General features: G+C 45.1%; 26 protein-coding genes. 18 read left to right on the top strand and 8 right to left on the bottom strand.

Annotated features, from left to right (window positions below):
* The first annotated feature begins 7 nt into the window (after positions 1 to 7).
* Complete coding sequence (locus tag MHN02_RS09325) at positions 8 to 4,078, top strand: PilC/PilY family type IV pilus protein (protein ID WP_239245723.1); 4,071 nt, start codon at positions 8 to 10, stop codon at positions 4,076 to 4,078.
* 2 nt (positions 4,079 to 4,080) lie between these two features.
* A complete protein-coding gene (locus MHN02_RS09330; protein ID WP_014950123.1) occupies positions 4,081 to 4,545 on the top strand; it encodes a type IV pilin protein in 465 nt (154 codons plus the stop codon).
* Positions 4,546 to 4,626: 81 nt separating this feature from the next.
* Here the strand turns inward: MHN02_RS09330 and MHN02_RS09335 are convergent, their stop codons facing one another.
* Genes MHN02_RS09335 through MHN02_RS09350 form a run of 4 tightly spaced genes read right to left on the bottom strand, consistent with a single transcriptional unit; the run spans position 4,627 to position 7,079 of the window.
* A complete protein-coding gene (locus MHN02_RS09335) occupies positions 4,627 to 4,887 on the bottom strand; it encodes a hypothetical protein (RefSeq protein WP_039228309.1) in 261 nt (86 codons plus the stop codon).
* 47 nt (positions 4,888 to 4,934) lie between these two features.
* Entirely contained in the window at positions 4,935 to 5,906 is a 972-nt protein-coding gene (locus tag MHN02_RS09340; RefSeq protein WP_239245725.1) for a hypothetical protein, read from the bottom strand.
* Positions 5,893 to 6,531, bottom strand: a complete 639-nt coding sequence (locus tag MHN02_RS09345) for a potassium:proton antiporter (protein WP_239245726.1) — start codon at positions 6,529 to 6,531, stop codon at positions 5,893 to 5,895. The genes MHN02_RS09340 and MHN02_RS09345 overlap by 14 nt, the downstream gene beginning before the upstream one ends.
* Complete coding sequence (locus MHN02_RS09350; RefSeq protein WP_014950119.1) at positions 6,525 to 7,079, bottom strand: prepilin-type N-terminal cleavage/methylation domain-containing protein; 555 nt, start codon at positions 7,077 to 7,079, stop codon at positions 6,525 to 6,527. Before MHN02_RS09350 ends, MHN02_RS09345 begins: the two co-directional genes overlap by 7 nt.
* A 78-nt stretch (positions 7,080 to 7,157) precedes the next feature.
* Between MHN02_RS09350 and MHN02_RS09355 the strand changes: the two genes are divergently transcribed.
* Complete coding sequence (locus MHN02_RS09355; RefSeq protein WP_014977002.1) at positions 7,158 to 7,550, top strand: prepilin-type N-terminal cleavage/methylation domain-containing protein; 393 nt, start codon at positions 7,158 to 7,160, stop codon at positions 7,548 to 7,550.
* A 38-nt stretch (positions 7,551 to 7,588) separates the two neighbouring features.
* Here the strand turns inward: MHN02_RS09355 and MHN02_RS09360 are convergent, their stop codons facing one another.
* The gene (locus MHN02_RS09360) at positions 7,589 to 8,134 is read right to left on the bottom strand and encodes a GspH/FimT family pseudopilin (RefSeq protein WP_239245727.1); all 546 of its coding nucleotides are present in this window, start codon (positions 8,132 to 8,134) and stop codon (positions 7,589 to 7,591) included.
* Between the two features lie 413 nt (positions 8,135 to 8,547).
* Here MHN02_RS09360 and nadE point away from each other — a divergent pair, with 413 nt between their 5' ends.
* Both nadE and MHN02_RS09370 read left to right on the top strand, forming a co-directional pair.
* The gene (gene nadE / locus MHN02_RS09365; RefSeq protein ID WP_014950116.1) at positions 8,548 to 9,384 is read left to right on the top strand and encodes an ammonia-dependent NAD(+) synthetase; all 837 of its coding nucleotides are present in this window, start codon (positions 8,548 to 8,550) and stop codon (positions 9,382 to 9,384) included.
* Positions 9,385 to 9,386: 2 nt separating this feature from the next.
* Positions 9,387 to 9,725 carry a P-II family nitrogen regulator gene (locus MHN02_RS09370; RefSeq protein WP_014950115.1) on the top strand — a complete coding sequence of 113 codons (339 nt, stop codon included), beginning with the start codon at positions 9,387 to 9,389 and terminating at the stop codon, positions 9,723 to 9,725.
* A 67-nt stretch (positions 9,726 to 9,792) separates the two neighbouring features.
* Here MHN02_RS09370 and MHN02_RS09375 read toward each other — a convergent pair whose 3' ends face one another.
* Entirely contained in the window at positions 9,793 to 10,308 is a 516-nt protein-coding gene (locus MHN02_RS09375; RefSeq protein WP_014979789.1) for a peptidylprolyl isomerase, read from the bottom strand.
* A 59-nt stretch (positions 10,309 to 10,367) separates the two neighbouring features.
* Entirely contained in the window at positions 10,368 to 11,414 is a 1,047-nt protein-coding gene (locus MHN02_RS09380; RefSeq protein WP_239245729.1) for a glycine cleavage system protein T, read from the bottom strand.
* Positions 11,415 to 11,601: 187 nt separating this feature from the next.
* Between MHN02_RS09380 and MHN02_RS09385 the strand changes: the two genes are divergently transcribed.
* From MHN02_RS09385 to MHN02_RS09395, 3 genes are all read left to right on the top strand, one after another.
* Positions 11,602 to 11,853, top strand: a complete 252-nt coding sequence (locus tag MHN02_RS09385) for a succinate dehydrogenase assembly factor 2 (protein WP_014950112.1) — start codon at positions 11,602 to 11,604, stop codon at positions 11,851 to 11,853.
* Positions 11,854 to 11,974: 121 nt separating this feature from the next.
* A complete protein-coding gene (locus tag MHN02_RS09390) occupies positions 11,975 to 12,370 on the top strand; it encodes a hypothetical protein (RefSeq protein WP_014950111.1) in 396 nt (131 codons plus the stop codon).
* A 13-nt stretch (positions 12,371 to 12,383) separates the two neighbouring features.
* Positions 12,384 to 13,256, top strand: coding sequence for a MaoC/PaaZ C-terminal domain-containing protein (locus tag MHN02_RS09395; protein WP_239245731.1), 873 nt, complete (start codon positions 12,384 to 12,386; stop codon positions 13,254 to 13,256).
* 313 nt (positions 13,257 to 13,569) lie between these two features.
* Here MHN02_RS09395 and nadB read toward each other — a convergent pair whose 3' ends face one another.
* Positions 13,570 to 15,255: an L-aspartate oxidase gene (nadB, locus tag MHN02_RS09400; RefSeq protein WP_014976996.1), complete on the bottom strand. Its 1,686-nt coding sequence runs from the start codon at positions 15,253 to 15,255 to the stop codon at positions 13,570 to 13,572.
* Between the two features lie 197 nt (positions 15,256 to 15,452).
* On the opposite strand from nadB, the gene rpoE reads away from it, so the two are divergent.
* The 10 genes from rpoE to MHN02_RS09450 all read left to right on the top strand — a co-directional run bounded on the left by rpoE (position 15,453) and on the right by MHN02_RS09450 (position 24,942).
* A complete protein-coding gene (gene rpoE, locus MHN02_RS09405; protein WP_239245733.1) occupies positions 15,453 to 16,031 on the top strand; it encodes an RNA polymerase sigma factor RpoE in 579 nt (192 codons plus the stop codon).
* 99 nt (positions 16,032 to 16,130) lie between these two features.
* Complete coding sequence (locus MHN02_RS09410; protein WP_014976995.1) at positions 16,131 to 16,712, top strand: RseA family anti-sigma factor; 582 nt, start codon at positions 16,131 to 16,133, stop codon at positions 16,710 to 16,712.
* Between the two features lie 124 nt (positions 16,713 to 16,836).
* Positions 16,837 to 18,021 (top strand): MucB/RseB C-terminal domain-containing protein, encoded by a 1,185-nt coding sequence (locus tag MHN02_RS09415; RefSeq protein WP_239245735.1) that lies wholly within the window; start codon positions 16,837 to 16,839, stop codon positions 18,019 to 18,021.
* Positions 18,022 to 18,039: 18 nt separating this feature from the next.
* Positions 18,040 to 18,501 carry a SoxR reducing system RseC family protein gene (locus tag MHN02_RS09420; protein ID WP_239245737.1) on the top strand — a complete coding sequence of 154 codons (462 nt, stop codon included), beginning with the start codon at positions 18,040 to 18,042 and terminating at the stop codon, positions 18,499 to 18,501.
* 323 nt (positions 18,502 to 18,824) lie between these two features.
* A complete protein-coding gene (lepA, locus tag MHN02_RS09425; RefSeq protein WP_014950105.1) occupies positions 18,825 to 20,621 on the top strand; it encodes a translation elongation factor 4 in 1,797 nt (598 codons plus the stop codon).
* A complete protein-coding gene (gene lepB, locus MHN02_RS09430; RefSeq protein WP_014950104.1) occupies positions 20,621 to 21,523 on the top strand; it encodes a signal peptidase I in 903 nt (300 codons plus the stop codon). Before lepA ends, lepB begins: the two co-directional genes overlap by 1 nt.
* Positions 21,523 to 22,209 (top strand): ribonuclease III, encoded by a 687-nt coding sequence (gene rnc, locus MHN02_RS09435; RefSeq protein ID WP_014950103.1) that lies wholly within the window; start codon positions 21,523 to 21,525, stop codon positions 22,207 to 22,209. Before lepB ends, rnc begins: the two co-directional genes overlap by 1 nt.
* Before the next feature lie 19 nt (positions 22,210 to 22,228).
* Positions 22,229 to 23,140 (top strand): GTPase Era, encoded by a 912-nt coding sequence (gene era, locus MHN02_RS09440; protein WP_014950102.1) that lies wholly within the window; start codon positions 22,229 to 22,231, stop codon positions 23,138 to 23,140.
* 226 nt (positions 23,141 to 23,366) lie between these two features.
* Positions 23,367 to 24,005, top strand: a complete 639-nt coding sequence (gene pdxH / locus MHN02_RS09445) for a pyridoxamine 5'-phosphate oxidase (protein ID WP_014979782.1) — start codon at positions 23,367 to 23,369, stop codon at positions 24,003 to 24,005.
* Positions 24,006 to 24,120: 115 nt separating this feature from the next.
* The gene (locus tag MHN02_RS09450) at positions 24,121 to 24,942 is read left to right on the top strand and encodes a TatD family hydrolase (RefSeq protein WP_239245739.1); all 822 of its coding nucleotides are present in this window, start codon (positions 24,121 to 24,123) and stop codon (positions 24,940 to 24,942) included.
* Positions 24,943 to 24,955: the final 13 nt, after the last annotated feature.

Consider the following 24,955-nt stretch of genomic DNA (forward strand, 5'->3'; position numbering starts at 1 on the left):
TATTAATATGAAGAAACTCTCGACTTACCTTGCCTCTATTACATTATTTAGCTGTATCGGTTTCTCTGCGTTTGGTGACGACCTTGATATTTACCTAGGCAACGCAAATAACGCCGTAACCTATAACCCGAATGTGCTGTTTATCATGGACTCATCGGGAAGTATGGGATCTTACGATAACACCAGCCAAACTCGAATGTTGCGCGTACAGAATGCACTAAAAGAAGCGCTCGGTTCGGCGACCAATATTAACGCAGGTTTGATGCGTTTTTCGGATTACGGTGGCCCAATCCTCTATCCGGTTCGCAATATAGATGAAGCGGTAAGACCTGAAATTATCATTTCAACCAACGACGACGATCACGACGCACATGAAATAGACGGTAGCGTTACCACTGACAGCAATGACCTTGTATTAAGCAGCGGTACCCAAACCGTAACCTCTGGTCTGCGTTTTACCGAGTTAAACATACCTCAAGGCGCGACAATCGTTAATGCCAGTATTAGGTTTACTTCAGAAAAATTCAATGTGGCGGGTACATCCCTTGTTATTTCAGCTGAAGCATCGGCATCAAGTACAGCCTTTGCTTCGTCTTCGAACAATTTGAGTGCGCGAACGAAGACTGCGGCTAACGTTGAGTGGGCCACCGATAATAGCTTTCCCGCCTCAGGCGAGGTGATAACTACACCTGATATAAGTGCAGTCATTCAAGAAGTCGTCGATTTATCGGCATGGTGTGGCGGCAAGAACCTTAATATTTTAATAGAAGGCTCTAGCACCGATTCAGCAAGCTCTCGTGAGGTAAGAGCCAGTGACGTAGGCCAAAGTGGTGCGCCACAGTTGGTGGTAACTTATGATGACTCTACCGCTACGGGCTGTGTTCAAGGCGAAGCAATTTATCAAGTAGCCAGTTCACGAGATAACTTGGAAGAGAACGTAAACGGCTACCCGAATACCGGCAGTGAACTGACCTTCCACCCATCTTACAATGATTACATAGGCGTTCGATTCCGCAATGTGAACATTCCTCAAGGGGCGGTAGTAACAGAAGCGTATCTTGAGTTTACTGCTTACAGTACGGTGACCTATGGTAACCCGAGCATGCGTATTAGGGGCGTAGCTGATGATGATGCGTCTGATTTTCATCCAGACCGTCGTAACCGCTTACGAAATTTGCCTAAAACATCGGGTATTACTTGGTCCATGCCTGATTTTTACAACAATTATACCTACCGTACGCCTGACGTGAGCAACATTGTTAAGCAAATTGTGGATCGTTCAGGTTGGCGGTCAGGTAACGATATGGCTTTTGTTCTTGATGATTTTGTGTCGTACCGCGGTGCGCATACGTACAACAACTCGCCATCTAAAGCACCGAAGCTTATTGTGAAGTTTAACGGCTCGGCGACACCTGGCGCTTCAGCAACGGTCCGTGAACATTTGATCAGCAAAATAGATGAGCTTAGCGCCAACGGTCTAACCCCTATAGTAGACACATTGTTGGAAGCCGCTAACTATTATGGCGGTAGAGACGTAGATTATGGGCGAAAACGTGGGGAAAGTGACGTTAGCAGCTCTGTGCGAAGAAGTACTCGTGTGAGCCACAGAAGCTCTTATATAGGTGCAGATTCAATTTTGCCTTCGGGCTGCTCGGAAGACAACTTGTCAGACAGCGACTGTATCACTGAGCAGATCCCAACACCGGCAAGTTACATTTCGCCAGTGTCTGACCTACAGTGCCAAACGAACAACCACATTGTTTTATTGTCCGACGGTGAAGCGAACAACAACCACAGTGTTTCGAAAATTCAGACGTTACTTGGTAAAAGCTGTACCGGAAGTAGCGGTGAGAAGTGCGGCCTAGATTTAGTGAGAAATATCAGTGAAGCGTCAACGTCAGTAATAGGCCCAAGGGTTATTACACACACCATCGGGTTTGCGGCGAACAATAACGCCAACAACTTCCTTAATCAGCTTGCTTTGCAAAGTGGTGGTGGTTTCTATCAGGCAGATAACAGTACGGATTTGCTCGAGGCGTTTAATACTATTTTGCGTTCTGTAAAAGATATTAATGCAACCTTTGTGTCGCCTGGTGTGGCGGTTAACCAGCTAAACCGTCTAACGCATAGAGATGAATTATACTTCGCATTGTTTAAGCCGAGCGAAGGGGCGATTTGGCCTGGGAACCTTAAACGTTATCGCTTAAGTGGTGATGAAATTCTCGATAAAAACAGCCTAAATGCGGTGGATAGCGTTACGGGATTCTTTGCTGAAAATGCACACAGCTATTGGTCAACCCTTGCTGACGGTAGCGAGGTAAGTGTAGGTGGTGCAGCCAGTCGCTTGGGCGGGAACCGAAATATATACGTGTTTAATGATACGGGCAGCATTGTAAGAAGTGCCAATGAATTACACGAAAACAATACGAATATAACGAATGCTGATCTTGCCATTCAGGATGAAACTGATGCGAATGCACTAAGAGATGCCATCTTAAAGTGGACTCGAGGCGTGGACGTAAAAGACAGTAACGGCGATGGAAGTACAACTGACTATCGCTCTCAAATGGGCGATCCCATTCACTCTCAGCCTATAATTGTTAACTACGGTACTGACGACTCGGCCATTTTTGTCGCCACCAACCAAGGAATGTTGCATTCATTCGACACTTCAACAGGCGAAGAGAACTTTGCCATCATGCCTAAAACATTGCTGCAGAATCTACATCATTTTTATAAAGACACATCATCGCTAGAGCACAAATATGGCTTAGATGGTGACATGATTCTAAGAACAGTTGGAGACAACAAGTACCTTTATGTTGGTATGCGCAGGGGGGGACGTAATTATTATGTCTTTGATGTGACGCAAAAGACCTCACCCACGCTGAAATTCAAAATTGAAGGCGGGGCGGGGACGCTGGCAAAGTTGGGCCAGACGTGGTCTAGACCAACAATCACTAAAGTGAACATGGGCGGACAAGTTAAAAATGTCATGATTGTTGGCGGTGGCTACGATGACGCACAAGATGATCGTGCTATTCGAGCAAATGATGTCGTTGGCAATGCTGTGTTTATGTTCGACGCTGATACTGGCAGCCTCTTGTGGCATGCAAGTAATGAAGATGCGGATTTAAACTTAACGAATATGACATACAGCGTTCCAGGGCGAATTTCAGTTATTGATAGGGATAACGATGGGTTTGCGGACCATATGTATGTGGCCGATATGGGCGGCCAGTTATTCAGGTTAGACATCTATAATGGAAATTCAGGTACGAATTTTATAAAAGGCGCGCGCATTGCCGACTTCGGTGGCGACACAGCAGAAACCAACCGACATTTCTACTATGGGCCAGACGTAACAGAGATAGCGCTAGGCGATGAGTTGTATTATGGCATAGCCCTTGGCAGTGGATGGCGTGCATCTCCGCTAGATACCGTAGTTAAAGACAACTTTTATATGCTTAAAGACAGCGGCGTATTTAACCGTGATGTAAATGGGAATTACACATTTATGCAAACGGTTTATGAGAGTGGAATGTACAACGCCACGAGTCATGCCTTAAATAGTAGTGACGAGGGGGAGCGCGAGTTGGCTTCACAGGACTTTGCTAACAAGGCTGGGTGGTATTTGAATTTAACCACTAACGGTGAAAAGGTACTGTCTTCTCCGCTAATTATCGATTACAAGGTGTTCTTTACGACCTATGTTCCGGCGGTGAGTAGTACCAGTGCATGTGCTCCGCCCACGGGTAATAGTCGCGCTTATTTAGTCAGTATGTTTAATGGCAACGCCGTCACAGATGTAAATAATGACGGAGAAGTTAACGACGCTGACCGCTCAGCAGAATTAAAACAAACTGGCATCGCACCAGAGACCAAAATTCTTATAGAAGATATTGTGAGTCCAGTGGTTTGCTTGGGTACTGAATGTGTCTCAGCAGTGATTGACGTTGATGAAGATGGCAACGACGAGGCATGTACTAACGCATTTGAGTGTTTAGCTGAAAATATTTACGGAAGATTCGAGCGAATTCAGCGTGGTAGTTGGCACTCAGAAACAGAGAGGGAATAATTGTGAAGCATAAAAAAACAGAGAGCGGATTTTCATTAATTGAGCTTATGATAGTTGTGGCGATAGTGGGCATTATTGCCGCCATTGCATACCCTTCTTACCAAGGTGTTATTGCCGATGGATACCGCGGCACAGGGCAGGCTGACTTGTTGGGGTTCGCATCTGCAATGGAACGTCATCACAGTGGTTCTTTCAGTTATGAAGGTGCGGCAAGTGGTGGCGCAAACACCGGCGCGCCAGCCGTTTTTTCTACTTATTCTCCGTCTTCTGAGCCCCAAGCAAATCGCCGTTATAATTTAACTATACAAGCGGCCAGCGCAACAGCTTATGAGTTGAGGGCAACGCCAGTCAGCGGCACAGGTCAAGCATCAGATGGCACGTTGTTTTACTTCAGTGATGGGAGAAAGGGTTGGGATAAAAATAACAATGGATCCCTTGAGTCCGATGAATATTGCTGGTCATGCTAATTATTAATACTGGTAGATATTCGTTAAGCGATTAATGCCACAGGTCCTTTTGACGCCTTAAAAAAACGTGGCGTTGATGTGCTATTGGGCTGAAATTACCAGTAATGACGGTTCACCAAATATTGCGATGTCATCCCAACGTTGGTCAACCGGGTCGTTAACTAGAGCGAGTCGATCCGAATTCAATGAGCCATTGTGCTCAGCGTTTTCATCCAAAGTCACTTGAAAGAGAAGCCTAGAATCAATGCGAGTGGCAAGTAGATAGGTGGTAGTGCTTGTTAAAATAAGCAGTGCCAGCAACACTTCAATTAAAATACTTCCTGTATTTTTCAATTTAGGCATCTTTGAGGATCCTCTATTTCTGGTTTTTCGTTTACCTAATATTCAGCTCAATCGTTTGTTGAGTTATTCCTATACCATGAACCCGGGATAGGGATAATTTTAGCGAGTGTAGTGTGCGATTGAAGGTTTTTTAGCACCGCGGTGGACGGTGTTAATGGCCCATCAAGATTCGTGTTCAAGGGGTGGTTGGAAACGTAAGCGCCTTTTATAGATGCCTCAGGTGAAACATGCAAAGTGTGCGTATATGGCGTGGTGGAAAGCATAACTATCAAACCATGGAATTGCGTATCAGCGTGAAGTGAAAGGTCGCCATCCACTATCAGTAGCATTAAAGGCTGGTTTTCGTCTGAGTGTGCAATATCTTCGTTATCCAATTGGCAATCTCCCTCTATCCAGAAAATACTGGCAGGCGGAAGGTTCACACAATCCTGTTTAGCAACGCTTTGAGGAAAATACGTCGCACTCAGGTGCTCTATGCTTCGATTAAACAGCCATTCGGTAAGCTGATTGTCCCATGATAATTGTTGAGTTGAAGTAGGTAGCCTTAACAGTGACGGATAGCGCAGAAATTTAGCTGTAAAAATCGTATTACTTTCGTCTTGGGAAACCCGCACGTCAAAGTGTTGCAAAGACTGCTGTTCTTCACCAACTAAATCGGTCTGCTCAATAAGTATCGTTGCATTGGATGTGTCTATCCTATTCAACGTTTGCGAGACCGAATGACTTCGTAACAACGTGGCGATTTCTTTGACTTGCTGCATGTGTGTAACATGCGCCTTCTCGGTATCCCGCTTTGTCTTTTCAATCGTATAAAATTGTTGAACCTGCTGTGATGTACTTATAGCTGAGAAGGTAATAGCGCTTAATAATATGGCCACAATTCCCAACACGGCGATGCCTTGCTGAAAACGAAGCGGTGCAGTATGGCGTGTAGGTACAACCCCTCCATGGCTTGTTCTAAACTCAGTTTTTCTGTTGCCTCTTTGAGGGCACTGCATTTCGGTATTAGTAGTAGGCATTGACAGCCTCAACTATGAACGTTCTGGCGCTTTTGATGGTAGGATCAACTTTACTGTGCAACTCTATTTCAATTTCATAGGCACTTCCCCAGCTACTGCTGTGCCTTCGGTTAACCGTGAATTTGGTGGCAACCGTAGTTTGCGTATCGGTTAAGTCGTACCAACCGCTTTGTATACAGGAATGTCCCGCTACTCGGTACTCGATGGCATTGTCGTGCAATCGGTATCCAAAAAACTCCCCCTGAGCCTGCGATACCACGCCGTCCTTGTTCTTATCATAAGAAAAGGTAACACAGCTATTTTCAGGTTCATTTGCGCGGTGGCCAGTGGTTACTTCGAATACCGTATTTTCGATTGTGGTCGCACCGAAAGGTGATAGGGTGTTAGGGGAGTAAACAAAACCCGCTTTGCTTAGGTGTTGTGTAATTGTACTTTGTAGCGCACGTATGTCGTCTTCTACGCTGGTAGCGTGTTGAATTGATGAGTGTGCAATGTGCGACCGCGCCGCTTGAGTTGTAACGGCTGAAATCACTATACTTGCCAAGCCACAGGCCACCAGCAGTTCGGTGAGACTATATCCACAATACGGCTTGATTGCGCCACGACGCATTACATGTTTTAGCATGGCGCTATTCCAGAAATAGACTGAACGCTACATAGCTTTATTCGCCCCAATGTATTAATAACTAACTTTGCCCTGAAGCGCTGGCTTGAAAGCGTTAGCGTCGTATTACTGGCAAAATTGAGGGTACCGTTTTTATTGAACGCGACAATCTTGTCCTCATTATTGGTTGTGCTCAATTCTGTATTCCACCGCGAAGGCAGTGACAAGAAACTCGACTCAGTCAAGGCACAGCTTGGGCGGGTGGCGCAAGAGCACGAGTCTTCTTCGCTCACGAGTACACAGCTATTGTGTTCAATTTGCGCAATCAGGAACATGTTCTTTTTGTTTATTAGTGCTTTCATTCTCGCCTGTTTTGCGAGTGAGGCTATTCCGGTGGCAGCATGTTTAAAGGCATTTCGCTCATTCCATGCATCAAATGAAGGAATAGCAATTAACGATAGGAGACTGATTACTGCCAGTACAACTAGCATTTCTAAAAGCGTAAACCCATTCAATCTCCGTTGTGGAATGCTTAGCTTGTTGTTGGATGTGTAAGCGTGAAAAGCCATGCGTAAGTCCAGTTACCCTGCTTAATTCATATTGGTAATCTCAATGTACTGAAATTCAATTAGAGAGATAGCTGTACCATGGAAGGGAATTATAAAGCGTACATACAACATCATCTGACTGAAGGGTTTTCGCTTGTAGAAATACTGGTTGCAACGGCTATAGCAGGCATATTGTGCGTTGCGACTACGTCGGCAATTACCGCTAGCAAACAACTAAGTCAGCTCAACAAGGTCAAAGCGTACCTTCTGTCTGCCCAAGCAATTCAGTCGCGAAGTTGGCTACTCACAGGCGAGTACGTAACGCACGATGCGTTGCCACCCTCTGGAATAGCCAGCGTACGCATCTCACAAACCATCAGCGACACGGGAATGTATGAAATTAGTGCTACACTGACATCTAGAGCATCTACGGACAGCTGTAGAGTAATAAAAATACGTGAAGACGCACTGACGCCCACAGAATGTTGGTAAGAAAATGCTCGAAACTTAACGATACGAAAAGTGAACGGTTAGCTACAGCTTAACTCATTACCTTCTAAGTCTTCTTTTTTGCCGTTGTCATCACTGTCTACGGCAACAGATATTCTTCCGTAAAGCGATAATAAAAGTGCTGATGCATAGTTTGCATCGTTGTTATTGGGACATAAGGTGATGGTTGCGGTGCGGTCTATTCCGCCTTGCTCGTCGAAGATAAGGCTGCCGGTTATACCGGAGATGGTATTGGCATTACTAAGTGGATCGCTTGCTACAATTAAGACCTCATTGTTATCCCGGCCGCCGTTTCCATTTGCATCTATAAACACCATTTTTGCATTGCGCCAACTCGACGTGCAGGCTGTATAGTTTTGCGTAGGGCACAGCACTACGTTGGTTTGTTCGTCTACCGCAGAAAAGCGAGCGCGTTGAACCACTGCACTTAAATTGTTTAAGTCAGAGGTAATTCTATTTTTGATTACGATATTTTGAATGCCAGGCGCAACAGTGGTGAGAATAATGGCAAGAATAGCGACGGCAACAAGCATTTCTAGAAGGGTTAATCCTTGCTGTCTCGACATTATGGATAGTCGTGCTGTAAGCCTAGTGTTTGTCATAAACGGTATTCGATTCCACGCGTTGCTATAAAGAGAAACAGGCGGGTTTGCTTTTGCGCCGCCTTTCTCCAGTGTAATGTTGTAGCGCCATAATTTTACGCTACTTACTCATATTTTAGGGTAAACTAATTTGAGTTGGCAAAGGTATGTTTTACCGCGCAACCGCATATTTGGCCATACGCCTTACGTTTAATGGCTTGTCGTTCTGCTGTGCTTGAATCTCAACTTAATAATAAATAAATTGCTGACCTTAAGTGCTGCACAACTGCAATACCAGAAGAGTAAATCCAAATAGATGCGCGGATACCACTAACATCTGCGGTCAGATTGTCGTAGAATCAAGTTCCAGGACGCCCCAAAAATACGTGGATATAATGATGCAAAAACAAGCAGTTATTGATGAAATGAAAGTGCTGCCTGAAATTGACGTAGAGTACGAAGTCGCACGTCGAGTCTCGTTCATAAAAAAGCAGTTACTTACTTCTGGTTTAAATTCGCTGGTACTGGGTATTAGTGGCGGCATTGATTCATGCACATTGGGTCGGTTAGCTCAATTAGCAGTAAATGAATTAAACGATGAGCACCACGAAAAATACCAATTTATCGCGGTTCGTTTACCTTATGATACCCAAGCCGATGAAGACGATGCACAGAAATCTATCGACTTTATCCAGCCCTCTCATTCTCTTGCAGTGAATGTAAAACCTGGCGCAGATGCTATTCATGCGTCTACTTCACAAGCGCTTGCCAGTGCTAACCTTCTTCCCGACAATGAAGCGAAACAAGACTTTGTGAAAGGAAATGTTAAAGCACGTACCCGTATGGTTATCCAGTATGAAATTGCTGGGATGGTTGATGGCCTCGTTTTAGGTACCGATCATTCGGCTGAAAATATTACAGGGTTTTATACCAAGTATGGTGATGGTGCCTGTGACCTTGCGCCGTTGTTTGGTCTCAGTAAGCGCCAAGTACGTGCAGTGGCAGCCCATTTGGGTGCACCACATAACGTCATCACTAAAGCGCCAACTGCTGACTTGGAAAGCCTGTCTCCGCAAAAAGCCGATGAGCAAGCATTGGGCATGTCTTACGACCAAATTGATGACTTTTTGGAAGGAAAGCCAGTTTCTGCGGAAGTGGAAGAGAAATTGCTCTATATTTATGAGCGTACACAGCATAAACGTGTGCCAATTCCAACAATTTACGATGAGTTGTAGTCATGAAAAAAATTGAAGCTATCATTAAACCGTTCAAAATGGACGATGTTAGGGAAGCGCTAGCTGAAGTCGGTATCGCAGGGATGACAGTGTCAGAAGTGAAAGGGTTTGGTCGTCAAAAAGGCCATACTGAACTTTATCGCGGTGCTGAGTACCAAGTTGACTTCCTACCCAAGATCAAAATTGAGCTTGTATTGGACGATGACCGCGTTGAGCAAGCGGTTGAAGCTATTCAAACGTCAGCTAAGACAGGCAAAATTGGCGACGGGAAAATCTTCGTTTACAACGTTGAGACCGCCGTACGAATTCGTACCGGTGAACAAAACGAAGACGCGATTTAACTAATCGGTGTTTATTAAGCATAAAAAAGGGAGCCGTTGGCTCCCTTTTTTGGATGATTATCACACGTTAGTGTTTATCGTCAGAGCATTCACCTGTTTTGGGATCACAGCAGCTGCTTTCTGCTTGGTGCACATGACCGTGCTCAAGCTCTTCTTTCGTTGCTTCTCGTACGTCAACAACAGTTACGTCAAAAGTTAGCGGAATACCGGCAAGAGGGTGGTTACCGTCAACAACAACCTCTTCGTCAGTTGTTTCAATGATAATGACCGATTGCTCACCTTGTGGCGTAGTTGCGCGGAAAGACATACCCACTTCAACATCCATACCGTCAAACATTGAGCGTGGTACAGTTTGTACAAGTTCGTCAGCACGTTCACCGTATGCTTTTTCAGGGTTTACTGAAACGTTGAAGCTATCTTCCTTCGATTTACCAATAAGTGCATCTTCTAGTCCTTCAATTAAGAAGCGACGGCCTAGTAGTACTACTAGTGGCGATTTCCCTTCTGAAGAGTCTAGCGTTGTGCCGTCTTCGGTAGATACGGTGTAGTGTAGCGTTACAACGCTGTCAGAAGTAATTGTCATAACAAATCCTATCTTGGCCCTTTAATAAAGGGCAATAAATGTAATGCAGTAAAAACTGCTTATCGACGTTTTTTCACAATATTGCTAGCTTTCTGCTCAATACTGTACGGCAAAGTATTAGGGTAACAGGTAATGGCGTTATTATCAGCCAATCTGTGTAAATCTTCGCTGGTGGTATCGTTGTTGAGCACTGCAATAAACCAGGTTTCATTATCAAGCGATGCAACATTGAGTATTTTGCCCGCTATACGCCAATTTTCGCCCAACTGCTTTTCTAATGCATCGCCAGGTTTAATATTTACGTTATCTTCAAGCTTAAAGCTGTAGGCGGCGCGTTTGTTTTTACCTAAGAAGCGGGTTCGCGCAACCACTTCTTGCCCCATATAGCAGCCTTTATCAAAGTCGATACCGTTGAGCGCCTGCACATTAATCATCTGGGGCACGTATTCCGCCACTGCGTCGCCTTGCACTAAAGCATGTACGCTTTGAATTTGTATAGCGTCAAACACGGTTTGGGGATAGCAAGAAAGAATTTGCACCTCTATTAACGAATTTATTTGCTTTGCGCCATTATCATCTAAAAGAACAATAATTCCTTTGCAGCTAGTATTGGCAAAATAGGCGACGCCGTGTTCGCTCTCGACCTTTTCAAGAGAGCCATTGTCAGGAGTATCGCTCTCAAGAAGGCGTTCCACTTCGTTTTCGGAGAAAAGCTGGCTTAACGCTGCCTTTACTTCGTTAGTTTTCACTGCATCAAGCGAAATAAAATAAGCGCTGTATGTTTGTGTGTCGTCGAGAATATCAACCTTAGAGAACACACCATACTTATTAAGCTGTGCTAATGAATGACTACCCGCATCTTCATTGGTAACCAACAGTAATTTGTTTTGGTGGCGAGTTACGTACCCGGTAGACCACGTTTTGCCTTTATTATCACAATGGGCGAAATGCCTGGCAGTATTCTCGGTTAGCTTATTAATGTTGACCGTAATTTGCCCTTGCAGGTAACTGTCGGCCTGTTCTCCTTCCAAAGAAATTATCATGGCATTTGAAAGCTTGACCACAAATTCACTTGGAAGACTTTGTAATGATGCGATAGATGTCATATTCACCACTGTAAAATTCGCTGTATGTACTCAAGGTATGGTAAAACCACCAATATTCAAGGGCAATACATGGGAATGTGCGCAGATTAAGTTCTATTTAGTTTGCCTATCTGACCAAAAGAGCAGTGATCCCCACGCATAGGGCATGGTATTATTGTTAGCGAATAAAAAACGGTATGAAAGACATATGTTTGAACCAAAAAGATTAGCGCGATTAAAGTGGGCGTGTCGCAGAGGCATGCTAGAATTAGACGTACTTTTACTTCCTTTTGTGGAAGAAGCCTTCGATTCTTTAAGTTATGAAGATCAAGAAACATTTGAACGTTTACTTACCAGTGATGACCCTGATTTGTTTGCATGGATCATGGGACACCAAAAGTGCGAAGACCCTGAGCTAGCCGCCATGGTGGCGACTATCGTCAACCGTGTCAAAGTATAGAATTTGCATTACGCACAATAGGTTTAGAAGGTTATTTGGGGAAGTATGCGTTGCTGTTTGTCTTTTCGCAGCATTGTGCAGCCTTCCTCAATACTTGTGGTCTTGGCTGAGCTTCTCAAAATTGATAGCGCTTGTTGCTGTTGCAACCACGTTAGTTATTTTCTGGCGTCTTTATGACGCGTTTAGTAACAAAATTTCTGCTACTCAATACGCTCTCTCTTTGACCAGCGATGGTATTATCCGGGTTGTTGACGACAGCACGCTCCCACTGGATTTGCAAAGCATGCCAAAAGGTAGCTTGTTAGTTGATGCTCAGGTCGACGGCACATCAATGAACATTCATCATTCTTCCCAGCTCTTTACTTGGGGGCTGTGTATCAATGTGCTGCGCCAAAAACGCAGATGGTTTGAAAAAGATCATAGTCATCTCGCTTGGATCTTAAAAGGTGAGTGCTGCGAAGCAGACTATCGCCGGTTGGCTAGAGCCATTATCTTGGCCCGAAAAGCAACGCCTTAAAGGAATTAAAAAGATGTTTCGTGAGTATACCAAAGCGTTATTTAAACGCGTTGACGCCAGGCAGCTTATGCAGTTTAAACCGCCTACGTTGCCTCAGCGCATCTATACCAAAACGCTCAATGTCGACAATGTGCACTACGCTTCTTTTTGTCAGGAAGTTGACTGGCCGGCAAATGAGCATGTCCATCCACTTTATTTGCAGATGCTTTCCTTACCATTGCAAATGCAGTGTTTGCTGGACAAACAAAGCCCATTTCCATTGCTTGGCCTTATCCACGCCGCTAACAAAGTATCGGTAATAGACCATTGCGATTTAAGCGAACCCTTTGAATGTCGCGTGCGCTTTCACGATGTGAGACCGCATAACCGAGGTTGGGAAGTAGATGTAATGTTAGAGGCGCTGCAGGCAGGGAACCTGGTTTACAGGGCGATAAGTAGTTACTTAGTGAAGGTGAAAGCCGTTCATGTAGCTCCACTTGGTGCAAAAAATGACTTACATGACGATTGTGAATTAGAGAATAGGGCGCTCATCGGCGAAATTTGTGCTTCGGCTAATACAGGTCGCCGCTATGCAAAGCTTTCTGGCGACTATAATCCTATTCACTTGTCTGCAATATCTGCCAAAGCATTTGGGTTTAAACAGCCTATAGCGCACGGCATGTGGACATTGTCACGCGCTGTGTCGGCGTTTGTAAGTCATCAAGACTTCAGACAATCTATGAGCGTAAAAGAAGTAAATTGCCGCTTTAGAAAACCCGTGTTTTTGCCCTGTGACATTCATATTCAACAACACTGTAAAACAGATAATAGTGTGCTAATAGACGTTACCGATAGTAATGACAGCCTTGTGCACTTATCGGCTAGTTTAGTGTTTAATCAGGCCTGAATTAATGTTTAATCAGGTGCAGATTAGCAAAAGATAAGCGGGAGATAACCTAAGGTTAATACCAATCTGCATAGATCATTGCTCACTCAGAAGGCGCTGGCAAGTTTCCTAGTAAAGCGTGGGAATCTGAAAGGGAACAGCTTGGTATGATACTGTGGACGGTGAAAAGAGAGCATGCTGTGATGCTCTCTTTTTGTTTGAGGTGTTTTATTGAGCGCTAAATGATGCTGTGTAAATGTATTGTCCAGTTATTAAAAAAAGGCGCATTAACATTAGCGCCTTCTTTAGACTGATACAGATCTTACTTTATGCACTAGTCGGCATCGGCGAAGCTGTCTTGAGTAATTAGCGAGCCAACGTCAGCGCCTGACAGCTGTTTTCTGGGAATAAGTATTGTAGGAACGGGGTTGTCTAACTGTTCAGGGTAGTCCAAATTAAAGTGTAACCCTCTGCTTTCCTTTCGCTCCATCGCGCATCGCACAATGAGTTCTGCAACCGTAACAAGGTTTCGAAGCTCTAGCAGGTTGTTACTTACCCTGAAGTGTGAGTAATACTCAGTAATCTCTTGCTCTAATAGCTTTATGCGACGCATGGCCCGTTCAAGGCGCTTATCCGTGCGTACAATACCTACGTAATCCCACATAAACAGCCTAAGTTCGTGCCAGTTATGTTGAATGATGACTTCTTCGTCAGAGTTAGACACTTGGCTCTCATCCCAAGGCGCAATAGACTCTTCACAGTCTGCACTGGGAAGATTTTTAATAATATCTTCTGCTGCAGCGCTGGCAAAAACCACACATTCAAGTAAAGAGTTAGATGCCATGCGGTTGGCGCCATGCAGGCCTGTGTAGGCCACTTCACCGATTGCGTATACATTATTCAAGTCGGTTTTGGCATTAAAGTCGGTCATCACTCCGCCGCAGCTGTAGTGCGCAGCGGGCACAACTGGGATAGGTTCACGGGTTATATCGATACCAAGCGAGCGGCACTTTCGATATATATTAGGGAAGTGCTTAACGATAAAGTCAGCAGGCTTATGACTGATATCCAAATACATGCAGTCAGCGCCCAATCGCTTCATTTCATAGTCGATTGCGCGAGCGACTACGTCGCGCGGCGCAAGATCGCCACGCTCATCAAATTTGTGCATAAAGCGGGTACCGTCGGCGTGGCATAGGTTTGCGCCTTCGCCGCGCAGCGCTTCTGTAATCAAAAAGTTACGTGCCTGCGGGTGGAATAAGCAAGTCGGATGAAATTGATTGAATTCCATATTGGCCACTCGACAACCCGCTCGCCATGCCATGGCAATGCCGTCACCGCTCGACACATCGGGGTTCGATGTATACTGGTACACCTTACTACCACCGCCAGTCGCTAGCGCAACGAAAGGGGCGCGAATTACTTCAACGTGCTCTTGTTGTCTATTCCAAACATAAGCACCCACCACGCTGTTCTTTTCTTCCTTTGAAGGAATGAGATCAATGGCGTTATAGCGCTCAAATATGTGAATGTTTGGATGGGTCGATACCGCGTCGTTTAATGTAATTTGAAGCGCTTCGCCTGTGGCATCTGCAGCGTGAAGAATTCGCCGGTGGCTGTGTCCGCCCTCGCGGGTAAGATGAAAGCGCTCCTCACCAGATTCACTTTTTTCTGTATCAAACGGTACACCGTAGCTGATAAGCCACTCAAGTGACGCCTTTGCTCGTTCTGCAGTAAATCTTACGGCTGGCTCTTCGCAAAGCCCAGCACCTGCAGCAAGCGTGTCTTTTACGTGTGCGTCTATGGAGTCTTGTTCATCGAATACTGCGGCAATACCACCTTGTGCATAGCGGGTAGAGCCTTCATTGCGGTCACTTTTACTAAGTACAATAACCTGACAATGGTCGGCAAGCTTAAGCGCTAAGCTCAATCCTGCCGCGCCACTCCCAATAATCAATACGTCACAACGGTGTTCTATTGCATTTGATGTGGAAGTTAGTGAAGACGATACAGATTTCATGTATTTTTATATCAATTCAAACGAGCAAAGGTTCGGCAAGTCTAAAGGATGAGTAGCAAAACACAATCATTCTTGCCCCCTGGCCTAAGCATTTTTTAAAATATTTAATGCTTTTACAGAACTTTTGTAAAAAGAACGCGTCTATACACATGCTTGTTAGAGCTATTGTGTAGTTGAAGTAGGGAGTAATGGCTCGAATGAGCGAGCAGACAACCGACCAACAACTGGTCGAAAAAGTACAGCGTGGCGATAAAAATGCGTTCAACTTGTTGGTAACTCGTTACCAACATAAAGTGATGCATCTCGTTTCTCGCTATGTGAAAAATACCGGTGACGTTGCTGATGTAACGCAAGAAGCGTTCATTAAAGCATACCGTGCCTTACCTAATTTTCGTGGCGACAGTGCATTTTATACTTGGCTTTATCGCATTGCGGTAAACAGTGCCAAGAACTATCTTGTATCTCAAGGTCGCAAGCCGCCTGCAAGCGATGTCGATGCTGACGAAGCAGATTTCTACGAAGGTAGTGATGCATTAAAAGAGCAATCTACACCCGAGCGAAGCCTGTTATCTGAGGAAATTGAAGAAACCCTGTTTAAGGTAGTTGAGAAGCTGCCGGACGATTTACGTATGGCGATAACGCTGCGTGAAATTGAAGGGTTGAGCTATGAAGAAATCGCGAACGTAATGTCGTGTCCTGTGGGTACGGTGAGATCCCGTATTTTTAGGGCTCGCGAGGCGATTGATAAAGTTATTCAACCGTTGTTAGAAAATTAAAAAGAAATAAAATCAAAAAAAGATGAACTTTCTTTTTTCCACGATGACTAACAGCTGTGTTAGGGTAGTTAACGATCACTTTGATCTGGAAATGAATATATGACGCAACAGCAAGAAAAATTGTCCGCATTCATGGATGGTGAGATAGAAGGCAATGACATCATCGATGCGATTAAGCAAGATGAAGCGCTTCAGGCCAAATGGCAACGTTACCATGTGTATCGCGGTGCAATGCGAAAAGAAGCAAGTGTTGCTCCACAGTTGGACATCACCGCAAGCGTAGCAGCTGCGCTTGAAAACGAGCCAGCTATAGTCGCACCTAAACGCTCGCGCTGGCAGTCGATACCATTGATTGGCAATGTTGTTCCTTTTGCGAAGCAGTCAGGCCAGTTTGCAGTAGCTGCGTCGGTGGCAGTGGCAGTTATCTTTGGTGTTCAATACACTAATCAAGAAGCGCCTACCGAGCCATTTATGACAGCGCCAACGATTGCTCCTCAAGGTGGATTGTCTCCAGTGAGTTTGGAACAAACCAGAACGTTACCACGTAACGACATGAATGAAATGCTTGAGAAGAAGCGCAAAATTAATGCATTGATTGCTGACCATGAGCAGCAAATAAAGCTTAAGCAAGCGCAAGAGGACGAAGGTGAAAGCGAAACAAGTGGACCAGAGCGCCCATAAGTTATCGCAGCCAGTCAACATTAGTTGGAATGTGCTTTCGCAAGTAAATTGCGACTGACATACATTTCATATTTTAATCATACCAGCATATACTGCTGGTATGTTTGTTTTAAGGCAGGAAAAAATGCGCTGTAGTTCTATCCTTGCACTTTTTTTCATTTCGGGCGCGGCTATTCAGCCCACTATTGCCCAAACTACTTCGCTGAGCGAAGAAACGAAAGCTCCTATTGCTCCAGTCCAAAACGTGAATGATGGCGACGTTGAATTAGACGCTAACTCAGAATCAAACACGAGGGCTGGCCCACTAGATGAAGCCGATCAAGAAGAAGCAGTGCGAGAAGACGTGATTCAAGAGCAACTTGAACAAAGTCGAAGCGAGCAAAATGCATCTGCTTCTCGCACACGAGAGCCTCAATCGGCCAATCAGTGGCTAGCTGAACTTCAAAACATTATAACCAATGCCAATTTCCAAGTGTCTTTTGTGCAAACTATTGCAGGAAAGGAAACCGTTCCATATTTATGGCGCCACGGGATTATGGAAGATGGCTCTGAATTAGAGCAGTTAAATCTTCAAAATGGACCAGGCCGCGAGCTGATTCGTGTGAACGATGTGGTGAGTGTATTTGAGCCAGATGTACAACCCTATAGCTTGCGTTCAAAGCATATCAACGGCCCAATACCAAGTGTATTATTGTATCATCCTGAACAGCTTGCCGAAGCCTATGAGTTCGTCGCTGTGGGAAGAGCGCGGGTGGCAGGACGTTCAGCGCAACAAATTCGAATAGTCAGCCGAGATAACACGCGATTTGGTTATCAACTGTGGCTGGATGAGTCGTCTGGTATGTTGCTCAAACTGAACATGCTTGATTTGCAAGGGGCGCTATTAGAGCAGATTCAGGTCACGGCCTTTGCGATATCGCCAGAGCCTGCTGATTATTTCTCACGAATTAATTCTGCGTCGTTACCCGCGCCCATGGCGCTGAGCAACACGCCAAATCGTGCACACAAATGGGATGTCACCTATTTGCCGGCTGGCATGCGAGAAATAAAGCAAGATACAAGACGATTGGCCTTAACAGGGCAAATTGTAGAATATAAACTCTTTTCAGATGGATTGGTTGACGTATCTGTGTATGTTCAGCCTGCGGAAGATGCGTTAGGTGAAACGCTGGCGCTGCGCAATGAAGTGAGTACGTTCTTAACGTTGACAGACGGCAAAGCCCAGGTGACAGTGGTGGGAGAAATACCTTTGCAAACCGCTAACGCTATTGCTACGTCTTTACGCCCCGTCAGCAGTGTAAGTGAATAACCGCGCAATTGAGTAACAATGATAAGAGAAACCGCCACCGTAGTTGCCGTTAATGGTGATACGGTCACCGTAGAAGCAGCGATTAAATCGACCTGTAACGCATGCCAAGCACAAAGTGATTGTGGTACCGGCGTTATTTCTCGTGCGCTTGCACCGAAAACGCAGCAGTTGACGCTGCGTACTCCCATGCCTGTGCGGGTTGGCCAAGAAGTGACTGTAGGCATACCGGAAGCAGGTATTTTAAGTGCATCGGCTTGGTTGTATTTGCTACCGCTTATAGCGTTTATCGGGGCATATTCGGTGTCGATATCATTACTTAGTAGTAACGGATTTACTCACGAGTTATGGGCCATGCTGCCAAGTGGGTTAGCAACCTTCTTTACCTATAAGCTAATTGCTTACAAGTTGCGTCGTGTAGAACGTACGAAATATCAACCTGTCCTATTGGGTCAACAAGATCACAGTGCAATAGAACATTGATTTTTTGAAGGGCTTTACGCTGCTCAATGGTTTAATACGGGACTGCTCCATACGAGGCCGTTTTATACGAGGCCAATTTATACGAGATAATAGTGTTAACTCACGCTCATCAATGTAGCCAAGTTTTGAGATAGGCCGAGGAAGTCACGTCAGGTTGCCACTTCCATTCGTTATGTTTCTTGAAAGTAATAAATTTTCCACCACGCCAATTCGCTTTTCGCGCAAGAAATGGGTAAAATCCGCACGCGCTGCGTATAACCCTTTAAGCAAGGCAAGCAGCATTTTTTGTTTAATGAATTTTTCTGCAGGTAATTTCCAGCATTATGCAACAATCGCACATTCGTAACTTCAGTATTATCGCCCACATCGACCACGGTAAGTCTACGCTGTCAGACCGTCTAATCCAGCATTGTGGAGGGCTAACAGACCGTGAAATGGCTGAACAGGTTCTCGACTCAATGGACCTGGAAAAAGAGCGCGGTATTACTATCAAAGCGCAAAGCGTAACGCTGAACTACGAAGCGCGCGACGGTGAAACTTATCAGCTAAACTTCATCGACACTCCAGGGCACGTTGACTTTACCTATGAAGTTTCTCGTTCTCTTGCTGCCTGTGAAGGTGCACTTTTGGTTGTTGATGCAGGTCAGGGCGTAGAAGCACAAACATTGGCAAACTGTTATACCGCTATCGAGATGGATATGGAAGTAGTGCCTGTACTAAATAAAATCGACCTGCCTCAGGCTGAACCAGACCGCGTTGCAGAAGAAATTGAAGATATTGTTGGTATCGATGCACTGGACGCTGTGCGCTGCTCAGCAAAAACCGGTATCGGTATTGAAGATGTACTTGAAGTTATTGTAAATAAAATTCCGCCGCCAGAAGGTGACCGCGAAGCGCCACTTAAGGCGTTGATTATCGATTCTTGGTTTGACAACTATCAAGGCGTTGTTTCACTGGTACGTATTGTCGAAGGCCAGTTGACTAAGAAAGACAAAATTCAAATTATGTCAAACGGTCAAACGCATCAGGTTGACAAAATTGGTGTATTTACGCCTAAGCCACTCGATACAGGCACATTAAGAGCCGGTGAAGTAGGCTTTATCATTGCAGGGATTAAAGATATCCAAGGCGCGCCTGTGGGCGACACCATTACCTTGGCTCGCGAGCCAGCTGATGCAATGCTGCCGGGCTTTAAAAAGGTTAAACCTCAGGTTTATGCCGGTATTTTCCCAATAAGCTCAGACGATTATGAAGATTTCCGTGACGCCCTGGCGAAATTAAGCCTGAACGACGCTTCACTATTCTATGAGCCAGAAAGCTCTGCAGCGCTAGGTTTTGGATTCCGTATTGGTTTCCTTGGCATGCTGCACATGGAAATCATTCAAGAGCGTTTAGAGCGTGAATATGACTTGGGTCTTATCACTACTGCGCCTACCGTAATATACGAAGTAGAAACGACCAAGGGCGAAACCCTTACCGTAGATAGCCCAGCTAAATTGCCTCCGGTAAATGATATCGCTGAAATTCGTGAGCCTATGGTTGAAGCCAATATTCTTGTGCCACAAGAGTACTTGGGCAACGTAATTACACTTTGCGTTGAAAAGCGCGGTATGCAAACCAACATGACATACCACGGTAAGCAAGTGGCGGTAACCTACGAATTGCCAATGGCAGAAGTGGTGCTCGATTTCTTCGATCGTTTGAAATCTACGAGCCGTGGTTTTGCATCGCTTGATTACAACTTTAAGCGTTTCCAGACATCAGACATGGTGCGTGTTGATATTCTTATTAACGGTGAACGTGTAGACGCGTTAGCAGTAATTACGCATAGAGAAAACTCTCAAGGCCGTGGTCGTGAGCTGGTCGAAAAGCTTCGCGAGCTTATTCCACGACAAATGTTCGATATCGCTATTCAGGCGGCTATCGGTAACCATATTGTTGCAAGAAGTACAGTTAAACAGCTACGTAAAAACGTAATCGCGAAGTGTTACGGCGGTGACGTAAGCCGTAAGAAGAAACTACTTCAAAAGCAGAAAGAAGGTAAAAAGCGAATGAAGCAAGTGGGTAATGTTGAATTGCCACAAGATGCGTTCCTTGCAGTATTGAAGGTGGGCAAATAATGGCGAATTACTTCTCCTTGATTTTGGTGGCACTCACCTTAATAACAGGATTAATCTGGCTAGTGGATAGCCTAGTGTTTGCACCAAAACGAAAAGCACGCTTACAGGCTGCGGCAACCGCAGAAGGGGCGGGCTATGGAGAAGATCCTCAACTGCCGTACCTTGTTGATACTTCGCAACAGATTTTTCCTGTTATTGCTTTCGTGTTGGTATTGCGTTCGTTTTTATATGAACCATTTCAAATTCCTTCTGGCTCAATGATGCCCACTCTGTTAGTGGGTGACTTCATTTTAGTTGAAAAGTTTGCCTATGGCGTTAAAGACCCGGTTTTCAGAAGTAAGCTGATTGAAACTGGCGTTCCAGAGCGTGGTGATGTGGTGGTTTTCAAGTACCCTGAAGAGCCTTCAATAGACTACATTAAGCGCGTGATCGGTTTACCGGGCGATACTGTGGTTTATCAAAATAAACAGGTTTATATCAAACCGAAGTGTGAGACTGGCAACAACTGTCCTAAATTGAAAGCCGTACCGCTGACGTTCCAAGAGCGTGGTGAGTTTGTACAGGACATGGCGCAGCTTATGCGTTACACCGAAGATTTAGGCACAGTAGAGCACGACATTTTGCGCCACCCAGTACGCGAGATTTCGCCGGTTAACTTTTATACCCAGCCTGGCACACGCAGCAATGAGTGGATTGTGCCAGAAGGTCAGTATTTCGTGCTAGGCGATAACCGTGACAACAGCCGCGACAGCCGTTTTTGGGGTTTTGTGCCAGATGCAAACTTGGTTGGAAAAGCGGTGGCGATTTGGATTTCATTTGAATTTGAGCGCAGTCCGTCAGACTTCCTTCCAACTTGGGTACCAACAGGTGTTCGATTTGAGCGAGCAGGTGGCATTCATTAATGCAGGGAATTGATAAATATCGTCGTCTGTACAAGGCGATAGGCTACACATTTACCAATGAAGCTTTATTGGAACAAGCACTTACTCATCGCAGTGCGGCTAAACAGCACAATGAGCGACTAGAATTTTTAGGTGACGCTATTTTAGGCATGATTGTTGGGGAAACGCTGTTTAAGCGATTCCCAACTGTGCCAGAAGGCAAACTCACACGAATGCGCTCTACTTTGGTTAAAGGAGACACACTGGCAGAACTTGCAAAGGAAGCCAGTGTGGGGGAACTACTTAACTTAGGGCCCGGTGAGCTCAAAAGTGGTGGTCATCGCAGAAGTTCGATTTTAGCCGATGCAGTTGAAGCTATTTTAGGGGCTATTTACCTCGATTCCGGTATGGACGAGGTACGAGGCGTTATAGATCGTTTATGGGAAACCCGCATTAACAAACTAGACCCTAATGCCCACCCTAAAGACAGCAAAACTCGTCTTCAGGAGTTTTTACAAGGTCGCAAACAAGCGCTACCAACCTATGAAGTGCTGTCTATTTCAGGGAAAGATCATGCTCAGACTTTTGAAGTTAGCTGTCAGGTAGAAAGTCTACCAGAAGCGGTAGTGGCGTCTGGCAATAGCCGCCGAAAAGCAGAACAAGAAGCTGCTCGTTTAACATTGGAGAAGCTTGATGACAACGCATGATGAATCGAATTTGCCAGAAATGCCTGATATTCAAACTCGCTGTGGCCTAGTTGCCATAGTAGGTCGCCCTAATGTGGGTAAATCGACCTTGCTCAATCGCTTACTAGGTCAAAAAGTAAGTATTACGTCGCGTAAGCCGCAAACCACGCGCCACCGCATTCTCGGTATAGATACCGATGGTGACTATCAAGCTATTTACGTTGATACCCCTGGGCTTCACCAAGACGAAAAGCGCGCGATTAATCGCTACATGAACCGCGCGGCATCAAGCTCTTTGGCTGAAGTTGGTCTTGTGCTTTTCGTTGTCGAAGGCGATCGATTCAACGCCGAAGATGAAATGGTATTAAGTAAGGTTAAACAAGCAAACCTTCCTTGCTATCTCATCGTAAACAAGATGGATAAGGTTGAAGATAAAGAAAACTTTATGGTTCACCTTAAAAAGCTTGGCGAAAAGCACCCGTTTGAGCACATGATCCCTATCAGTGCTAAACAGGGCCGAATGGTTGACGAAATTAGAGAGTTGGTGGCCAAGTCGCTACCTAAAAGTGAGTTTTTCTTCCCAGAAGATTACATTACTGACCGCTCAAGCCGTTTTATGGCTGCTGAAATCATTCGCGAAAAGCTTATGCGCTTTACTGGCGATGAATTGCCTTACTCTACTACTGTGGAAATTGAGCAATTCAAAATGGCAGACAATGGTGTTTATCGTATCAGCGGTCTGATTTTGGTAGAGCGTGAAACCCAAAAACGCATGATCATCGGCAAAGGCGGAAAGCATTTGAAAACCATTGGTGAGCAAGCGCGTAAAGATATGGAAAACTTGTTCGACAACAAAGTATTTCTAGAACTTTGGGTGAAAGTGAAACAAGGCTGGGCTGATGATGAACGTGCTCTACGCTCTCTAGGTTACGGTGACGACAGTAACTTCTAGTTCACGCTAATATTATCTTTATAACGCTAGTTAGCTGTAACTGGCGTTATATTAGCACGTTATATTAGCAAAGATAGTGAGTCAGCATTTTCGCCAAGTGGTGTAGCTGATGGCTTGTGGACAACTACCTCAGTTAGATGCGCTTATGTGAGCATTTACACGGTGGTTTATTTACTCGGTTTCAACATCTCTAGCAGGCACAACAACTTCTTTTTAGGAGCGGTATATGGCAATTTCAGATATGCGCAGGCAGTACTCAAAGGGCAGTTTGAGTGAGTCAGATATTACTTCAAGTCCATTTATCATGTTCGATAAATGGTTAAAAGACGCCATAGACGCCGGAATTCCTGATCCTACTGCAATGACGGTTGCCACCGTCGATGCCAGCGGCCAACCCTCTCAGCGTATCGTTTTATTAAAAGATGTCAGTGAAAAGGGCTTTGTGTTTTTCACTAACTTAGGCAGCCGTAAGGCACAAGAGTTAGCGGTAAACCCTAAAGTGTCGTGCCACTTTCCCTGGTTTTTTATGGAGCGTCAGGTTCGCGTATGTGGCAGCGTTGAAAAGCTTTCTGTTTCTGAGAATGCTGCTTATTTCTTTTCGCGACCGAAGGACAGTCAGCTAGCAGCGTACGCGTCAAAACAAAGCAAACCTATTGGCAGCAGGGAGCTTCTACTGACCCAGTTTAAGCAGTTAAAAGATAAGTTTGCTAACAAAGAGCTTCCCGTGCCGGACTTTTGGGGCGGTTTCAGGATCGTGCCTCATCAAATTGAGTTTTGGCAAGGTGGAGAAGATAGGCTACATGACCGCTTTGAATACAACAAAACTGAAGATGGCGCGTGGGTAACACAGCGCCTTATGCCGTAGGGAATACGTTCACCTTTCGTTCCCGCTAAAGTACTTCACTAGAATGTGAGCCCGTTTAACTATTGAGCTTGTAGATAGCGTGCGGCGAGATAAGTAACAAGGAGGCATCTAAACCGTGATTGATAGTCATTGCCATCTCGACTTACTTGCACAAAAGAAAGATCTTAGAGTTGCATTAGAAAGCGCCAAAGCCGCAGGGCTTACCCGCATCATGGCGCCTAGCATTACCCCCGAATCTTGGCAGGCGTTACAAGCGCTCAATGAACGCTATGAAAGCCTTTTATCTATTGATACTGCGCTTGGACTCCATCCTTATTTTTTAACTGGCAGTGAGCTTGAAAAGCCAGAGCAAACACTCAAGAAGAGTCTTCGTCAACTTGAGGACGCTACGGCTAACTTGCACCCTTCGGTAAAAGCCGTGGGGGAAACAGGTATCGATGGGCATATAAGCGTGCCATTAGCGCTTCAAAAGGAAGCGCTACATAACCATTTGAAACTTGCCGATAAAGTATCGTTACCCGTAATTTTACATCACAGAAAAAGTCATCATCTGCTAGTTGAAGCATTGAAGCAAACCAAATACCAAGGTATAGGCGTTGTACATGCTTTTTCAGGAAGTATTGAAGCGGCCAAAGGGTATATTGAAAGAGGGTTTTACCTAGGTATAGGCGGTACGATTACCTATGAGCGTGCTCAAAAAACACGAAACACCCTTGGGTTTTTGTTAGAACACCATATTGATAAATTGCTTTTAGAAACGGATGCCCCTGATATGCCCATGTGCGGTAGACAAGGAGAAGCAAACGAACCTCGTTATTTATCAGATGTCGTTGATGTTATAAGCGACCGCTATGGCATGTCACATAAAGAAATAGTGTCCACCACCACAGCGAACTACACTCGACTATTTGATATTGATGCTGGAAGTGAAGCATAGACTTCCAAATTAG

This window comes from Alteromonas sp. CNT1-28, from assembly GCF_022348345.1.
In the GTDB taxonomy this organism is placed as follows: Bacteria; Pseudomonadota; Gammaproteobacteria; order Enterobacterales; family Alteromonadaceae; genus Alteromonas; species Alteromonas macleodii.

Bases quoted from the DNA above. Each gene is read 5' to 3' on its own strand.
- MHN02_RS09325 (WP_239245723.1), top strand. From the start codon at position 8: ATGAAGAAACTCTCGACTTACCTTGCCTCTATTACATTATTTAGCTGT.
- MHN02_RS09335 (WP_039228309.1), bottom strand. From the start codon at position 4,887: ATGCCTAAATTGAAAAATACAGGAAGTATTTTAATTGAAGTGTTGCTG.
- MHN02_RS09340 (WP_239245725.1), bottom strand. From the start codon at position 5,906: ATGCCTACTACTAATACCGAAATGCAGTGCCCTCAAAGAGGCAACAGA.
- MHN02_RS09345 (WP_239245726.1), bottom strand. From the start codon at position 6,531: ATGCTAAAACATGTAATGCGTCGTGGCGCAATCAAGCCGTATTGTGGA.
- MHN02_RS09350 (WP_014950119.1), bottom strand. From the start codon at position 7,079: ATGGCTTTTCACGCTTACACATCCAACAACAAGCTAAGCATTCCACAA.
- MHN02_RS09355 (WP_014977002.1), top strand. From the start codon at position 7,158: ATGGAAGGGAATTATAAAGCGTACATACAACATCATCTGACTGAAGGG.
- MHN02_RS09360 (WP_239245727.1), bottom strand. From the start codon at position 8,134: ATGTCGAGACAGCAAGGATTAACCCTTCTAGAAATGCTTGTTGCCGTC.
- nadE (WP_014950116.1), top strand. From the start codon at position 8,548: ATGCAAAAACAAGCAGTTATTGATGAAATGAAAGTGCTGCCTGAAATT.
- MHN02_RS09370 (WP_014950115.1), top strand. From the start codon at position 9,387: ATGAAAAAAATTGAAGCTATCATTAAACCGTTCAAAATGGACGATGTT.
- MHN02_RS09375 (WP_014979789.1), bottom strand. From the start codon at position 10,308: ATGACAATTACTTCTGACAGCGTTGTAACGCTACACTACACCGTATCT.
- MHN02_RS09380 (WP_239245729.1), bottom strand. From the start codon at position 11,414: ATGACATCTATCGCATCATTACAAAGTCTTCCAAGTGAATTTGTGGTC.
- MHN02_RS09385 (WP_014950112.1), top strand. From the start codon at position 11,602: ATGTTTGAACCAAAAAGATTAGCGCGATTAAAGTGGGCGTGTCGCAGA.
- MHN02_RS09395 (WP_239245731.1), top strand. From the start codon at position 12,384: ATGTTTCGTGAGTATACCAAAGCGTTATTTAAACGCGTTGACGCCAGG.
- nadB (WP_014976996.1), bottom strand. From the start codon at position 15,255: ATGAAATCTGTATCGTCTTCACTAACTTCCACATCAAATGCAATAGAA.
- rpoE (WP_239245733.1), top strand. From the start codon at position 15,453: ATGAGCGAGCAGACAACCGACCAACAACTGGTCGAAAAAGTACAGCGT.
- MHN02_RS09410 (WP_014976995.1), top strand. From the start codon at position 16,131: ATGACGCAACAGCAAGAAAAATTGTCCGCATTCATGGATGGTGAGATA.
- MHN02_RS09415 (WP_239245735.1), top strand. From the start codon at position 16,837: ATGCGCTGTAGTTCTATCCTTGCACTTTTTTTCATTTCGGGCGCGGCT.
- MHN02_RS09420 (WP_239245737.1), top strand. From the start codon at position 18,040: ATGATAAGAGAAACCGCCACCGTAGTTGCCGTTAATGGTGATACGGTC.
- lepA (WP_014950105.1), top strand. From the start codon at position 18,825: ATGCAACAATCGCACATTCGTAACTTCAGTATTATCGCCCACATCGAC.
- lepB (WP_014950104.1), top strand. From the start codon at position 20,621: ATGGCGAATTACTTCTCCTTGATTTTGGTGGCACTCACCTTAATAACA.
- rnc (WP_014950103.1), top strand. From the start codon at position 21,523: ATGCAGGGAATTGATAAATATCGTCGTCTGTACAAGGCGATAGGCTAC.
- era (WP_014950102.1), top strand. From the start codon at position 22,229: ATGCCTGATATTCAAACTCGCTGTGGCCTAGTTGCCATAGTAGGTCGC.
- pdxH (WP_014979782.1), top strand. From the start codon at position 23,367: ATGGCAATTTCAGATATGCGCAGGCAGTACTCAAAGGGCAGTTTGAGT.